This window comes from Cupriavidus lacunae, assembly GCF_003353055.1.
Lineage (GTDB): Bacteria > Pseudomonadota > Gammaproteobacteria > Burkholderiales > Burkholderiaceae > Cupriavidus > Cupriavidus lacunae.
This window is the reverse complement of the sequence record NZ_QKWJ01000046.1, coordinates 43,174-58,066: the sequence shown is the minus strand read 5'-3', so window position 1 is coordinate 58,066 and position 14,893 is coordinate 43,174. Positions and strand designations below refer to the sequence as shown.

10 protein-coding genes and 1 pseudogene are annotated in these 14,893 nt (G+C 64.8%); 5 read left to right on the top strand and 6 right to left on the bottom strand.

Going from position 1 to position 14,893, the window contains the following annotated elements; genetic code table 11:
* Positions 1 to 457: 457 nt before the first annotated feature.
* From DN412_RS43315 to DN412_RS27500, 3 genes are all read left to right on the top strand, one after another.
* Positions 458 to 595: a type II toxin-antitoxin system VapC family toxin gene (locus DN412_RS43315; RefSeq protein ID WP_145970224.1), complete on the top strand. Its 138-nt coding sequence runs from the start codon at positions 458 to 460 to the stop codon at positions 593 to 595.
* Positions 596 to 1,182: 587 nt separating this feature from the next.
* Entirely contained in the window at positions 1,183 to 2,010 is an 828-nt protein-coding gene (locus tag DN412_RS27505; RefSeq protein WP_115214463.1) for an AraC family transcriptional regulator, read from the top strand.
* 82 nt (positions 2,011 to 2,092) lie between these two features.
* Entirely contained in the window at positions 2,093 to 2,518 is a 426-nt protein-coding gene (locus DN412_RS27500) for a cupin domain-containing protein (RefSeq protein WP_115214462.1), read from the top strand.
* A 292-nt stretch (positions 2,519 to 2,810) separates the two neighbouring features.
* On the opposite strand, the gene DN412_RS27490 is transcribed toward DN412_RS27500, so the two are convergent.
* A complete protein-coding gene (locus DN412_RS27490) occupies positions 2,811 to 3,320 on the bottom strand; it encodes a nuclear transport factor 2 family protein (protein WP_208647666.1) in 510 nt (169 codons plus the stop codon).
* 282 nt (positions 3,321 to 3,602) lie between these two features.
* Positions 3,603 to 4,427, bottom strand: a pseudogene (locus DN412_RS27485) (LysR family transcriptional regulator); the annotation flags it as partial.
* Positions 4,428 to 4,546: 119 nt separating this feature from the next.
* Between DN412_RS27485 and DN412_RS27480 the strand changes: the two are divergent.
* Entirely contained in the window at positions 4,547 to 5,314 is a 768-nt protein-coding gene (locus tag DN412_RS27480; RefSeq protein WP_115214460.1) for an SDR family NAD(P)-dependent oxidoreductase, read from the top strand.
* Between the two features lie 643 nt (positions 5,315 to 5,957).
* Here DN412_RS27480 and DN412_RS27475 read toward each other — a convergent pair.
* The 3 genes from DN412_RS27475 to DN412_RS27465 form a co-directional block, all read right to left on the bottom strand.
* Entirely contained in the window at positions 5,958 to 9,059 is a 3,102-nt protein-coding gene (locus tag DN412_RS27475; RefSeq protein ID WP_115214459.1) for an efflux RND transporter permease subunit, read from the bottom strand.
* Entirely contained in the window at positions 9,056 to 10,243 is a 1,188-nt protein-coding gene (locus DN412_RS27470; protein WP_115214458.1) for an efflux RND transporter periplasmic adaptor subunit, read from the bottom strand. Before DN412_RS27470 ends, DN412_RS27475 begins: the two co-directional genes overlap by 4 nt.
* Positions 10,244 to 10,346: 103 nt before the next feature.
* Positions 10,347 to 10,964 (bottom strand): TetR/AcrR family transcriptional regulator, encoded by a 618-nt coding sequence (locus tag DN412_RS27465; protein ID WP_115214457.1) that lies wholly within the window; start codon positions 10,962 to 10,964, stop codon positions 10,347 to 10,349.
* Positions 10,965 to 11,065: 101 nt separating this feature from the next.
* Between DN412_RS27465 and DN412_RS27460 the strand changes: the two genes are divergently transcribed.
* Positions 11,066 to 12,574 carry an efflux transporter outer membrane subunit gene (locus DN412_RS27460; protein ID WP_208647665.1) on the top strand — a complete coding sequence of 503 codons (1,509 nt, stop codon included), beginning with the start codon at positions 11,066 to 11,068 and terminating at the stop codon, positions 12,572 to 12,574.
* 561 nt (positions 12,575 to 13,135) lie between these two features.
* Here DN412_RS27460 and DN412_RS27455 read toward each other — a convergent pair.
* Positions 13,136 to 14,875 carry an FAD-dependent oxidoreductase gene (locus tag DN412_RS27455; protein WP_115214456.1) on the bottom strand — a complete coding sequence of 580 codons (1,740 nt, stop codon included), beginning with the start codon at positions 14,873 to 14,875 and terminating at the stop codon, positions 13,136 to 13,138.
* Between the last annotated feature and the right edge of the window lie 18 nt (positions 14,876 to 14,893).

The following is a 14,893-nucleotide window of genomic DNA, read 5'->3' as shown; positions in this document are numbered from 1 at the left end:
TCTTGAAGGGCGTCCCCTTCAAGGACGGTGCCCCGGCGCAAGACAATCCGCCGGTTCAGCAGAAACTCGCCGCCTGACAACCGGCCACGATCAGCCCTCGTACACCAGATTTGACAATACCTCGGATTCGTGTCGTCATAGCTCCAGCGTCCTCCCTGTTGTAATGTATTACCGCTGAGCCCACTACTGTGGCAATGAGGGAGCCCGCGCGCTATGCCGCCATTCTCGGTAGCTCGGGCGGAAGCCGGTGGTGCGTCTGGCGTGACGAACAGCCCTGCCGCAGCATCATGGGGGACGCCACCAACATGATGGGCAAGAGGTTATGTTTCCTTGTGATATGGCAGGTCTCCCCCCGAGGGGCTTTATTGAGCCTAGAACACCTTACGTCCCTGTGCCAGCACGACCGGCGGCAGAATGGCGGCGATTGCAAGGCGCGGTTGTCGCCTGGCTCCGATCCGTGGGCGACGGCGACTTGTACCTGTCGGCCGTCACCCTGGGCGAGATTCAGACGGGCATCGAGCTCACCCGCGATCAGGATGTTGCCAAGGCTGACGAAATCGAGCAATGGGTCGATCTCGTCGCCGCCCAGCTGTAACGTGCTTCCGATGGACATGCCGGGCGAGGGCGGCCGCACAGCGCGGAGCGCCAATATGAGTCCTGAGCAACAGGACAACGCCCGTGGGGAGCACCGCTTCGCCGCTTCGCCTCGCAACCATGGACAAGGCTGACGCATTTATGCTGGGCCCCTCTTTTTGCAGAAATTGACCTGGATTCCGGCGACCGATTCAGGGACGCACGGTGGATTCGATGGTGCCGGGGGAAGAGACAGAGGACATGGGCGACTCCACCGTGGGGGACCTCCACCCTTAAGTAAGTGCACCCTGGAAGTGCGACCCCAGACCGTACAAATAGGGCGACCCGAAGCTGTAGTGGTCCTGCCATAGCCTTGCCGAAAGCCGGCGAAGGGCCGTAGTCGACCCATCGCGGACCATGGCAGCAATGACATGAACGTCCGTTGAGCGCCGAGAAAGCGGACATCTGCGTTGTTAACGCGAAGAGCGACGCGACCACTTTGACGCTGACGCGCGGCTTCGCGAGGCGCGCTCATGTGGCAATATATTGAATCGACGCGCGCGCTTCGTGCCGACGCGAATTCCATTTCACTCTCGTTTGCGACTCGTCATGCTCCAAAAGGCAGCACCCGCGCGCCCGGACTGGGTGATGCGCGCCCAGCCGATAGAAGGCATCGAGCGCATCGAGGCCTGGTTTCAGGGCAAAGCGTATGCCATGCATCGCCACGATACGTACGCGATCGGCCGCACGCTCGCGGGGGTGCAGAGTTTCAACTATCGGCGCAGCCGGCGCGACAGCCTGCCGGGTAATACCATCGTGCTGCATCCCGACGAAGCGCACGATGGCCAGGCGGGTACGGGCGAGGGCTTCCGCTACCGCATGATTTACGTGGAGCCTGCGCTTTTTCAGGACGTGCTGGGTGGCCGCACGCTGCCGTTCCTCGAGGGCGGTGTGACAACCAATCCCCGTATCGCGGCGGCCACGGAAACCTTGCTGCAACGCGTCGGCCATACGCTCGAGCCGCTCGAACAAAACGATGCGCTAGCCGAGCTTGCGCATGCGCTCGCTGCCGCCGCGGGCATGCCGCGCGCGCGAGGGAAAGGCGATTATCTCGCGGCACGCCGTGCGCGCGACTATCTGCATGCGAATTTCACGAGAGTGGTCACGCTCGAAGAAGTGGAAATCGCGACAGGCCGCGACCGCTGGAGCCTCTCGCACGATTTCCGCACCTTCTACGGCACAAGTCCATATCGCTATTTCACGATGCGGCGCCTCGATGCCGTGCGGCGCATGCTGCTCTCAGGCATCTCGCTCGCGAGCGCGGCGGCAGACGCCGGCTTCGCCGATCAGAGCCACATGACGCGTCATTTCCTGAAGACCTTCGGCCTCACGCCAGGACGCTGGCTCCAGATCGTGGGCAACGTGCCCCGCGACTGAACACTCAACCACGATCGTTCAATACCGCCCCCTGGCGGCTGCGTATTCTCGACCGTGCATCCACACCCGAACGGAGAGAACGATGTCCGCATCAACAAATTCCAGCACTGTACCCGCTGCGCGCGGCCAATGCGAGGCTATCGACCTGGCTGGCAAGATTGCACTGATCGACGGCCACTGGCAGCCGCGCATAGTCGCGGAAATGAACGATTATCAGTTCAAGGTCGTCAAGGTCAAGGGCGAATTCGTCTGGCACAATCACGGTAATACTGACGAGACCTTTATCGTGCTCGACGGCGAATTGCGAATCGATTTTCGCGATGGACCATCGGGCGACGGCTCGATAGTGCTGCGTGCCGGTCAGATGGCCGTCGTGCCGCAAGGCGTCGAGCACAAGCCCTCAGCGCATGACGAAGTGAAACTGCTGCTGATCGAGCCGCGCGGTGTGGTGAACACCGGCGACGGTGCAACAAGCGAACGCACTGTTGTGAACGACCAGTGGATTTAAGGCCCTGCCTTTAAAAAAGGAGGCGGGGCGGATGCCCCAGCCCGCCCTCTTTGCGGGCTTTCGCGGTGATGGCGCGAACGTCCGTTGCGCCTCGGAAAGCCGCCATCCATGTCGTCCTCGCGAAGGGCAGAAACTGGCAGCCGGTCTCTGCCGCCGGCCAGGCCGACCGCCACAGCCGTCTCTGACCGACCGGAAGCGGAATTTCGAGCCTCCCCAAAGCCGCCATTCGAACGAGGCTAAGCGGTCATTCAAGAAGTGCAGGTAACGCCCGGCCCGGACTCAATCCCCCGGATCAGTGGGCGATGGACGAAAGCTGAGAAGTGCTATTGATATCAAAACGCTTCACTTTACCGCCTTCAAAACGGAACACGTGAAGGACCGTCTCATCGAGTAGCAGCGCGCCTTTAAGGTCGTGGACAATTTGGTGAACTTCGACTGACGTGGCACCATCCGCCGTCTGAGTAATCTGCTTAGGCTCGACATGCGGGCTGATGGTCGCCCATTGCTTAGTCCAGTATGCCCTGACTGCTTCCCGGCCGTGAACATGCCCACCATCCATCCCGTTCGCCCAAACGACATCCTCAGCGAGCTTGGCGAGAACTGCATCAATGTTTCGTGCGTTGAACCCGTCGTAGAGTTGCTGCACCAATTCTGACTCGGTTGACATTTTCGTCCTCCGGTGCTCGTCATGGAGAGAGTCACTAGGCTGCTCGTCGCTGGATTGCTGCGACTGGCCGCCATTGCCAGCATCGGCTGCGCTCTCGTCAAATGCCGGTGAGTGGTTTCGTCGGTTCGCATTCATCAAAAATGCTCCTGCTAATCGTGGGAAAATATAGCAGGCATCCCACTTAGCGACCTGTCTGAAATTCCCGAGCCACCACCCTGTGCATCCACGGTCCGTGGAATGTGTGGCGGCGCATAAGCACTAGCCGACCCCCAGGCCTTGCGACCGTTGAGGCCCTTGCTCTTACGAGCCGCGAACGCTCGCGATTGATTGTTACCCCACTTCCACCAAGTACGGAGACAGGACCTGCGAGAGCCAAGTCATCACGGCCTGCACGCGCGGCGCCAGTTGGCGCCGGTGCGCATAGAGCAACGAGACTTGCAGCGGGGATGCGGAGAACCGGGGCAGCACTTCCACGAGCTTCCCCCCATCTACCAGCGCTTGCGTTCCGAACATTGGTGTCTGGATCAGACCGAGGCCGGCGACCGCAGCGGACAAATACGCATCGGTGCCGTTGACCGTGACCGTGGCGCGCATCGGCAACGTGCGTACACTGCTGTCCACCGGGTCGCAATATTCCCAGCTCGCGTTTTGCGCGCTTAGCGTGGAAGCGTAGTGCACGACGCGGTGCTTCGCCAGGTCGGCCAGCTTTAGCGGAATGCCATGCGTGCGCAGATAGTCCGGGCTCGCAAGGTTACTCATGCGCAGGCGGCCCAACTCACGCGCGACGAGGTCGGAGTCCCCAAGCGCGCCGACGCGAAGCACGCAATCAAAGCCTTCATGCACGAGATCTACGCGTCGGTCCGTGGTGCTGATGCCGATCTCCAGCATCGGATGTGCTGCGAGGAACTCGGGAAGGCGGGGGATGACTACGTCACGCGCCAATGCGCCGGGCAGGTCGATGCGAAGCCGTCCTGTAAGGCCGCTCGCGGCCGGCTGGAACATCACTTCCAACTGTTCCGCTTCGGTTAGCAGTTCCTTACAGCGTTCGAGAAAAAGCTCCCCATCGGGCGTCAGCCGCACGCTGCGCGTCGTGCGCTGCAGCAGCCGGGCGCCAACGCGCGCCTCAAGCTGTTGGACCGCGGTCGACACGCGCCCCTTGGCAAGGCCCATTTGCTCGGCCGCTCGGCTGAAGCTCATCAGCTCGGCCACCTTGGCGAAAATTTGGAGGTCGTCGAGATTCATCATTCCCCTATTGTTCTGTTTCAGAGAACAGTGTGGCACCTTTTGATGCCTTTATCCTTCTCATGAGAATTTCTAAAGTCTGGTCGTGGCCTTCCTCAACCGATCTTTAGGAGATCTCCATGACCGATTCCAAGACTCCCATCGTCCTCATCACCGGCGGCAGCCGCGGACTGGGCCGCAACACCGCGTTGAAGCTTGCCGAGCGGGGTGTCGACGTGATCCTCACTTACAAAGGCAGCGAGGCGCAGGCGTATGAAGCCGTGAAGCAGATCGAGGCGCATGGTCGCAGCGCGGTGGCCCTGCAGCTCAACGTCTCCGACAGCAAGGGCTTTGCCACGTTCGCGGAGCGCGTTAAGGGCGTGCTAGCGAAGGTGTGGGGGCGCGAACATTTCGACTACCTCATCAACAACGCCGGCACCGGCCTGCACAAGTCCATCGGCGAAACGACCGAGGAGGAGTTCGACGTTCTGGCGAATGTCCACCTAAAGGGCGTCTTCTTCCTCACGCAAGCGCTCTTGCCGCTGATCGCGGACGGCGGTCGCATCATCAACGTGTCGAGCGGACTTGCGCGCTTCTCTATTCCGGGTACCGCTGCGTACGCCATGATGAAGGGGGGAATCGAGGTGTTCACGCGCTCGCTGGCGAAGGAACTGGGTGCCCGGCGGATCACCGCCAACACGGTCGCGCCAGGGGCGATCGAGACCGACTTCAATGGCGGCCATCTGCGCGATAACGCGAACCTCAATCGCATGGTGGCTCAAATGACGGCACTCGGCCGTGCAGGCGTCCCGGACGACGTCGGCCCAATGATTGCGGCGCTGCTGTCTGACGACAGCCGCTGGGTGAATGCACAGCGCATTGAGGTATCGGGCGGGATGAGCATCTGATCGCCGACACGCCGTGAAGGCGCGCCGCTCCATGTGTTTGACCAGCGATTCTGCGCGGGGCGGTGTCCTTCGACACGATGCTCAAGGCCGCCACCGATGCCACGTGCACTCATCTCGCGGAAGGTGAGGAATGCGCACCGGGCAAGCTGACTGCGCTCGGATCGCACTCGGCCTTGATGTCAAATTGGGCTGCTCCAGCGCGAAACTCCGAACAGCCCACGCCCATGCACTCTGGATCGATGCGACCGAAGGCTCGCCCCTTGACACAAATTTGCCTTCTGGCAAGTTCGCATGTCTAGGCTTGGCGAGAGCGATGGTCTGGCGCCCGGGCCGGGCAGGAAGGTCCGTTCATGGAGTGGACCGGTCGCTTGAATGCCCACTTGACCGCGAGGACGAACGGCAGCAGATGGCTGGCAAGCGACCTAGGTTCTCAATTCTCGCCAACGCAACTTGCCTGCCATTGTCCTCCCAAGTCAATAGATCGAGCAGCAGGCCCAGGCCGCCGGCACGCGGATTGGCTGCCCGGCCAGCGAAAGCGCCGGGTGTTGCCGCACATCATGCTTTTGGCTGCATGGGACCGGAGGACAGAATGGTCTTGCCTTTGGGTGACGGCACGGCGGCGAGCTGCTCGCGACCGGCCCGCTCACGACACCTGCGCCACCTCGCCCACGGAGGCCTCCTGCACCGCCACCTGCGCCGGCGGCCGGATCCGGAACCAGATCGCATACATCGCCGGCAGGAACACCAGCGTCAGCAGCGTGCCGGCGAGCGTCCCCCCGATCAGCGTATAGGCCAGCGTGCCCCAGAACACTGAGTGCGTGAGCGGGATGAAGGCGAGGATGGCTGCCATGGCCGTCAGTAGCACCGGCCGGGCCCGTTGCACGGTGGCCTCCACCACTGCGTCGTACGACGACAGTCCCTCCTTCAGGTTGCCCTGGATCTGCCCGATCAGGATCAGCGTGTTCCGCATGAGGATGCCAGACAGCGCCACCAGCCCCACGAGCGCATTGATGCCGAACGGCTGGTGGAAGAGCAGTAGCGTCGGGACCACGCCGATCAGGCCGAGCGGACTCGTCAGGATGACCATGACCATGCCCGCCATCGACCGCACCTGGAACATGATGATCAGCAGCGTGATCGCCAGCATGATGGGGAACAGCGGCGCCAGCGCCTTGTTCGCCTTGCCCGATTCCTCGATGGAACCGGCCATCTCGATGCGGTAGCCGGAGGGCAGCTTCTGGATGACCGGCTGCAGTTGCGCCAGGATAGCCTTCGATACGTCGGGCGGCTGCTGGTCGTCGGCAATGTCGCCCCGCACGGTGATGGTCGGCGTGCGGTCGCGGCGGCGCAGGATGGGATCTTCCATGCGCACGTCCACCGTGCCGACCTGCGAGAGGGGAACGCGCCCGCCGTTGGCGCCGATCAGTGTAAAGCCCGCGATGCGCTCCGGGTCGAGGCGGATGTCGCCCGCGGCGCGCGCCACCACCTGCACCGAGCGGATGTCCTCGCGCACCTCGGTCACCGGCACGCCGGTCAGCAGGAATTCAAGCTGCTGCGCCACGTCGTGGGAGGTCAGGCCGACCGCCTGCAGCCGGTCCTGCTGGAGCGTGAAGTGCAGCCCCGGCACGCGCGGGCCCCAGTCGGTGTTGACGGTGCGCATCAGTGGGCTGGCCTCCATCACGCCCTCTACCCGCTCCGCGATGGCGCGCAGCTTGTCGGGGTCCGGGCCCATGACGCGGAACGCGACCGGGAAGGGCGAGTAGGGCCCGAACACCAGTTGCGTCACGCGCACCCGCGCGCCCGGTGCCAGGCCTTCGGCGATGGCCTGGCGGAGCCGGCCCTTGAGTACGTCGCGTTCTTCCTGATTGTCGGTGCGCACCACGATCTTGGCGAAGGACGGGTCCGGTAGTTCCGGCGACATCGCCAGGTAGAAGCGCGGAGCCCCCTGGCCGATATAGGACGTCACGATCTTCGCTTCTGGCTGTTTGTCGAGCCACGCTTCCACCTTCTCCGTCGCGGCGCTGGTCTGTTCGATGGACGTGCCGTAGGGCATCTGCACCTCCACCAGCACCTCGGGACGGTCAGAGGTCGGGAAGAACTGCTTGCGCACAGCGCCCATGCCGACCAGGCTCGCGGCGAACAGTCCGACGACGATTGCCGCCACCAGCCATTTCCGCCCGATGACCCGCCCCAGCAGCCCGCGAAAGCGCTGGTAGTTCGGCGTGGCATAGATGGCGCCATGGCCGCCTTCCACCTTCTTCATCTCGGGCAGTAGCTTCACGCCGAGATAGGGCGTGAAGGCGACCGCGACGATCCACGACGCGATCAGCGCGATCCCCACGATCCAGAACTGGTTTCCGGTGTACTCGCCTGCGGAAGACTTCGCAAAGCCGTTCGGCATGAAGCCCACGGCGGTGACGAGCGTGCCGGACAGCATCGGCGCGGCCGTATGGCTCCAGGCATAGGCCGAAGCCGCGATCCGTCCATACCCTTCCTCCATCTTCACCACCATCATTTCGATGGCGATGATGGCGTCGTCCACCAGCAGTCCGAGGGCCAATATCAGGGAGCCCAGCGTGATGCGGTCGAAGTTCTTTCCGGTCGCGGCCATGACCACGAAGACGGCGGCCAGCGTCAGCGGCACTGCCGCCGCGACCACGATACCCACCCGCCAGCCCATGCTGACGAAGCTCACCACCAGCACCACGATCAGCGCGGCGAAGAACTTGACCATGAACTCGTCGACGGCCGACTTGATGTTGACGGCCTGGTCGGTGACCTTGCTCAGTTCCATGCCCAGCGGCAGCTCGGCGTTGACCTTCGCCACTTCCGCGTCGAGCGACTTGCCGAGGTCGAGGCCGTTCCAGCCGTCGCGCATCACGATGCCGAGCAGCAGCGCCGGCTCGCCCTTGTTGCGCACGACGAAGGTGGCCGGGTCCTGGTAGCCGCGTTCGACGGTGGCGATATCAGACAGCTTCAGCGTGCGGCCGTGGGCCACCACGGGGGTGTCGCGGATGCGTTCCAGCTTGTCGAACGCGCCGTCGAGCCGCACGAAGACCTGCGGCCCGTCGGTGTCGATGGAACCCGCGGGGGTGAGCACGTTCTGGCTGTTGAGCGCGGCGAAGATGTCCTGCGGCGTCACGCCGAGCGTGGCCAGCCGGTCGTGCGAGAACGACACGTAGATGCGCTCCGCCTGCTCGCCGATAATGTTGACCTTCTTCACGCCGGCCACATGCAGCAGGCGCTGGCGGATGGTCTCCGCCTCGCGCACCAGCAGTCGCTGCGGCTCGCCCCTGGCCTTCAGCGCGAAGAGGCCGAAGGTCACGTCGGAGTATTCGTCGTTGATGAGCGGGCCGATGACGCCGGCCGGCAGGGAACGCGCCTCGTCGCCGAGCTTCTTGCGGGCCTGGTAGAACTCCTCCGGGACTTCCTTTGGCGGCGTGCTGTCGAGCAGCGTGACGGTGGTGAACGCCAGCCCGGGCCGTGTGTAGGTTTCCGTGCGGTCGTAGTAGCGCAGTTCCTGCATGCGCTTTTCCAGCTTTTCCGCGACCTGGTCCTGCATTTCCTGCGCCGTCGCGCCGGGCCATGCCGTGATAAAGATCATCGACTTGACGGTGAATGGCGGGTCCTCCGCGCGGCCGAGCTGGAAGAAGGCGACGAAGCCGGCGACCGAGACGAGGATGATCAGGAAGAGGGTGACGGCACGCTCGCGCACGGCGAGTGTCGAGAGATTGAAGCCACTCATTGCTGCCCCCGCACGCCGTTGACGGTGTTATGGCCTTTACCGTCGGTGGCGGCTTCGGCCACCTTCACCTCCGACACCACCCTGACCTGTTGCCCTTCGTTCAGCAGGTGGGCCCCCAGCGCCACCACGCGGTCGCCGGGCCGGATCGGGCCCTCGACCCGCGCGGAGTCGTCGCTGATGCCGCGCACGGTGACCGGCCGCCACGTCACGCGTGCCGGGGTACCGGTGAGCACCCAGACGCCGGGGCCCTTGCCCGGATCGTGGAGCGCGCCGATGGGAACCAGCAGGCCGGCTTGCGATGCTTCCCTGGGATCGGCCACCTGCAGCGTGACGGTGGCGCCAAGCGGCGCATCGGTCAGCGCGCCGCCGAGCACGTAGCGCGCTTCATAGGTGCGGGTTTGCCGGTCGGCGGCGTCGGAAAGCTGCCGCAGGGTGGCGGTGACTGCCTCGCTGTCCTTGCCGTAGAGCGTCGCGCGGGCCGTGGAGCCTACCGGCGGGCGCAGGGTTTCGGGCAACTGGATGATGGCCTCGCGCTGTCCGGCGCGGGCCAGCCGCACCACCACCTGGCCGGCATTCACGACCTGCCCGGGTTCGGCGAGGGTCTCGACCACGACGCCGTCGGCATCGGCCGGCAGCACGGCGTAGTCGGATGCGTTGCGCGCCACGTCGGCCTGCGCCTCTTCCGCCCTGAGCTGCGCCCGCGCCGAGTCGGCGGAGGCCTTGATCTGGTCGTAGGCCGATGCCGATACCGCCCCGGCCGTCACGAGATCGCGGTAGCGCTCCTCGTCCGCCGCCAGTTGCGTGGCGCGCGCCTTGGCGGCGGCCACGGCTTCCTGCCGCGCGCGTGCCGCCAGCTTCAGGTCTACGGGATCGAGCCGCATCAGCGGCTGGCCGCGCTTCACGGACTGGCCGGTGTCGACCAGGCGCTCCAGCACCTTGCCCGGCACGCGGAAGCCCAGGTCGCTCTGCACCCGTGCGGCGACGATGCCGGTGAAGGCGCGCCGGGCGGCCGACGCGCCCTGGACGTTTTCCACCCGCACCAGCGGCGCTTGCACGCGGGGATCGGGCGGCGGCTTGCCGCCGCATGCCGCGAGTGCGAGCGGCAGGAGGCACACGGCAGCGAAGGCAGAGGCGCTGGTGGCGGGGTGGGTGACAGTGGATGCGAAAAATCGGCGCTGAAGCATGAGGGCCCTCCATACAGATGGCCTTCACTGTAGTAACAGTGACTAATTTAGTCAATAGTCACTAGCAATTCCTAAGCCTTGAGGCGCTGCGCACGCCATGGAATCAGGGCGCCAGGCTCCGCAGGATGAGGTTGCTGAGCCGCGCCGGCGCCACTTCGGCGAAGTCCAGGTTGTGCTGGAGTTGCAGCGGATCGAGGTAGGGCTTCATCACGAGGTAGATGGCGTGCGCCGTCTCGTCGAGCGGCGTCTTGCGCTCGAACTCGCCCGACTCGCGCCCTTCGCGCACGATCTGCAGGATCAGTTGCTGCATGTGGGCGTCGTAGTTGCGGGCCGATCCCCACTGTTCCTCGCAGGCCGCCACGGCGATGGCGTACAGCTTGCGGTCCTGGAAGAAGAGGCGGCTGCCGGCCTCCGCCAGCGTGCCGAAGAGGCGTCGTAGCCGCTCGGAGGCCGATTCGGCTCCGGCCACCGCCTCGTCCACGGCCTGCCGCATCTGGTTGAGGCAGTTGTAGCAGATGACCTCGCCGATCGCCTGCTTGGAGTCGAAGAACTTGTAGATGTAGGCCTTCGAGAAGCCGATGGCCTTGGCCAGGTCGGAGACCGTGGTCTTCTCGTAGCCGTAGAGGCTGAAGTGCTCCGTGGCCGCTTCCACGATCTGGTTGCGCACGCTGTGGTCCACGGGACCGCGCGGCTGGGGGGCGGTGAGTTGGGTATCGGTCATGTCGTGAGCTTACACGCTGAATGATCATTGACAAAGAGTGACCAGTTTGTATTATGGTCACAAGTCACGCAAAAAATTCGACCATGTTATTCCGGCAGCCCATGCATTCCCGACGCCTCCCTTCCCCTTCCCCTTCCCTCACCCACCTGTCCGGCCTCGTTGCCGCCGCGACTGCCCTGGCGGCGCTCGCCGGCTGTGCCGTCGGCCCCGACTACCACAAGCCCGACGTGCCCACCGCCGACCGCTTCCTCGGGCAGCGCGACGTGGAGCAGCGCCGGGCCGCCACCCGGGCGGATCTCGAAGTCTGGTGGGAAGGGTTTGGCGACCCCCAACTGACGCGCTTCGTGCGGCAGGCGCTCGACCAGAACCTCGACCTGGCGGCAGCCTCCGCGCGGGTCACGCAGGCTGGGGCCGGACTGCGCTTCGCCACGGCCGCGCTGCTGCCCTCGGGCGCCGTCAGCGCCCAGGTCGCGAAGCAGTACCAGTCCGTGGAGACGCCGCTGGGCCGGGTGCTGAATGCGACGCCAAACTTCGAGCGGCATGGCAGCCTGTATGAGGCCGACCTCACCGCAAGTTGGGAGATCGACATCTTCGGCGGCCTGCGGCGCGAGCGCGAGGCCTCGCAGGCGGAGTACCAGGCGTCGGAGGCCGGGCTGGCTGCCACCCGCGTGGAGGTGGCGGCACAGGCCGCCGACACCTACGTGACCATCCGCGGCCTGCAGGCCCGGCTGTCGATCGCGCGGCAGCAGGTGGATACGCAGCAAAAGCTGGTCTCGACCGTCAGGCTGCTCTATGCCAAGGGACTGGCCGCCGCGCTGGAGGTGCAGCAGGCGGAAGGCGCGCTTGCGCAGGTGGAGGCCACCATTCCGGAACTCGAATCCGGACTCGACGCCGCGCTGAACGCGATGGACGTGCTGCTCGGCAGCCCGCCGGGCACCTACCGCGCCGAACTCGCCGACGTCAAGGCGATCCCGGCCGCGCCACGGATCGAAGCCACCGGCACGCCCGCCGACCTGCTGCGGCGGCGCCCCGACCTGATCGTGGCGGAACGCCGGCTGGCGGCGTCGAATGCCCGCATCGGCGCGGCCATCGCCGAGTACTACCCGAAGGTCTCGCTCAGCGGGTTGCTGGGCAGCGCGACGACCGTGGCCAGCGGCAATCTGTTCTCGGCCGGTGCCAACCAGGCTGCCGGCGTGGCCGGGCTGCGCTGGCGACTGTTCGACTTCGGGCGCATCGGGGCGCAGATTGACCAAGCGAAGGGGCAGGAGGCCGAGGCGCTGGCGGGCTATCGACTGGCCGTGCTGCATGCGTCGGAGGATGTCGAGAATGCCTTCACGGCACTGGTCAAGCGCGAGGAACAGACCAATACCCTCGAACGCGGGGAACTGGCGCTCCGGCGGGCGCGGAATTCGTCGTTCGCGGCCTACGAGAAGGGCGTCGTCCGCCTGATCGAGGTGCTGCTCGCCGACGAGAACCTGCTGAAGACGTCCGATGCGAAGGCGCAGGCCGAAGCGCAGTCAGCCCGCGCGGCCATCGCGGCATTCAAGGCCCTGGGCGGAGGCTGGCAGGCGGCTGCGGCGGCGCCGGCGCCGGGGGTTACGGTGCTGTAGGCGACACGCCTGTCGGCGTGCCGGCACAAGTTGCCCCTGTTCATTTGGGCTCATTGCGTCTGAATAGCACACGGCGGCGATAGGGTTCTTGATCCTTCTCTCACGCGGAAATGTCAGATTAAAGGTCTGCGTTGGCCGATCTACTGCCGTTCAATCTGCAATGGGGAAGGGTTGAATCCGCAGGGCTGAGCCGACGCCAGAACGTCCGACCGACGACGCATGTGACGGGCGGCTTGTGGCCGAACTCCGCCGTCAGCTCACCGGTTGAGGGCCGACGGCGGTCATCGGCGGCTGCCGACCCTGAGCTGCCCTTCGAGGGGGGCAACGTCTATGGCTGCTCCCAAGGTCGAACGGTCATTTGTGGGGCGCGTCGGTCGCCAAGGGGACGGGCCGCTAAACCCGCGAGCCGGACAGCCCGGACGCAGGCGGGACGACCCGCAGCAACGACCCGCGCGGCAACTCGGCGAGTCACGCTAAGGCCGAGCGCTTCTGCACAAGATTGGCGCTCTGAATGCAGTCTCTTTTTGAGAGTGCCGTCGATCAGCTTGCTGCGCGAAGGAGTCAGACGTAAGCTGACTTCCCGGCACGTACGAGCGCAAGAAAATGATGGACCTGCGCGACGACGCCAGCGCCTTCGCCCACGGCCGACGCTACGCGTTTCGTCGATCCTGAACGAACGTCGCCGATCGCAAAGACGCCCTCGACTGTGGTCTGGGAGGGTAGCGATGGCACGAAGGCGTCCTCGAGATCGACACCGGTCAGTACGAATCCCTTGTCGTCGCGCGCGACACGGCATTGCTGCAGCCAGGAGGTATTCGGCTCGGCGCCGATAAAGACGAACAGATGATGCGTCGTCATGCTTCCTTCGATACCGCCGGCGCCGCGGTAGTGTACGCGCTCCAGGCGTGCGCCGCCCTCGAGCGCGCGCAGCTCGATCCGAGTGTGTAATGTCACATTGGCAAGCGATTGAATCCGTTCGATCAAGTAACGCGACATGCTGTCGGCAAGGCTGGCTCCGCGAATGAACATGTGCACGTGCTCGGCGTGTGACGCCAGGAATACGACGGCTTGGCCCGCTGAATTGCCGCCGCCGACCAGCACCACGGGTTGCCTGCGGCACAGCCTCGCCTCGACCGGCGTCGCCCAGTAGTAGACGCCGCTACGCTCGAAGCGCTCAAGATCGGCAATACCGGGGCGTCGATATTCGGCGCCGCTGGCGATGACAACGGTGCGCGCACTGATCCGTCGACTGTCGGACAGTTCGACAACGCGCAGATCGCTGTCGCAATGCAGGGCGGTCACTTCGCAAGGAATGCCGATATGTGCCCCGAATTTCTGGGCCTGAATGAAGGCTCGGCTCGCCAGCTCGTGTCCCGTGATACCTGTGGGAAAGCCCAGATAGTTCTCGATGCGGGAACTCGTGCCGGCCTGGCCTCCGGGCGCTCGACAGTCGAATACCGCAACCGACAGGCCGTCGGATGCCGCGTAGACTGCTGCGGCGAGTCCCGCCGGGCCCGCACCGATGATCGCCACGTCATAGATGTGTGTCGGATCGAATTCGGGAACCAGTCCCAGGCAGGACGCGACCTGGCCAACGTCGGGGTTGCGCAGCACAATGCCGTTCGGACAAACCACCAGCGGGAAGTCGTCGGGCACCGGACTGAGTTGCTGCAGCAGCGCGATTGCGTCGGCGTCCTGTTCCGCGTCGATGGCCATGTTCGGAAACCCATTGCGACGCAGGAAATTCTGGAGTTCGACGAGATGGGCGTCGCCCGTCGCACCGACGATGACGACACCGCGGCCGTGTTCCATGGCCAGGGCGCGCCGCAGTATCAGCGCGCGCATGAGCTTCTCGCCCAAGTCGGCCTCGCTGACCATGACGGCGCTGAGCTCGCCGGGGCGCAGCAACAGCGCTTCTACATCGTCGATCACGTGGGCATCGACCACCGCAGGCTTGTTCGAAAGCTGGGTGATGTCGGACGTAAATTCGCCGCGCTGCGTGTAGGTGTGGATGATCGGCTTCGCGCTCAGCCCCTCGGGGGCCACGATCCGCACCTTGCCGGACAGGATCACGAACACGCCTGGGCAAGCCTTGCCGAAGCGGTAGAGAAACTCCCCTTTCGCGTAGCGGCACGGGGTGCCGAAGCGGCGCAACCGGTTGATCTCCTCTTCGGTCAGCACGGGGAACATTTGTGCGCGGCGCGGATGACCGCGCACACTCGGGTCTTCGTCGTTGGCTTCGTCTGCCGGTCCCGAAGGTTGGGAGGCGCGCGCGCGTTCGGATTCAGAGGCTTGACTCATCGTGCATCTCCTTATCGA

Excerpts from the sequence above, each read along its gene's own strand:
- DN412_RS27505 (WP_115214463.1), top strand. The coding sequence starts at position 1,183 with ATGCTCCAAAAGGCAGCACCCGCGCGCCCGGACTGGGTGATGCGCGCC.
- DN412_RS27500 (WP_115214462.1), top strand. The coding sequence starts at position 2,093 with ATGTCCGCATCAACAAATTCCAGCACTGTACCCGCTGCGCGCGGCCAA.
- DN412_RS27490 (WP_208647666.1), bottom strand. The coding sequence starts at position 3,320 with ATGAATGCGAACCGACGAAACCACTCACCGGCATTTGACGAGAGCGCA.
- DN412_RS27480 (WP_115214460.1), top strand. The coding sequence starts at position 4,547 with ATGACCGATTCCAAGACTCCCATCGTCCTCATCACCGGCGGCAGCCGC.
- DN412_RS27475 (WP_115214459.1), bottom strand. The coding sequence starts at position 9,059 with ATGAGTGGCTTCAATCTCTCGACACTCGCCGTGCGCGAGCGTGCCGTC.
- DN412_RS27470 (WP_115214458.1), bottom strand. The coding sequence starts at position 10,243 with ATGCTTCAGCGCCGATTTTTCGCATCCACTGTCACCCACCCCGCCACC.
- DN412_RS27465 (WP_115214457.1), bottom strand. The coding sequence starts at position 10,964 with ATGACCGATACCCAACTCACCGCCCCCCAGCCGCGCGGTCCCGTGGAC.
- DN412_RS27460 (WP_208647665.1), top strand. The coding sequence starts at position 11,066 with ATGCATTCCCGACGCCTCCCTTCCCCTTCCCCTTCCCTCACCCACCTG.
- DN412_RS27455 (WP_115214456.1), bottom strand. The coding sequence starts at position 14,875 with ATGAGTCAAGCCTCTGAATCCGAACGCGCGCGCGCCTCCCAACCTTCG.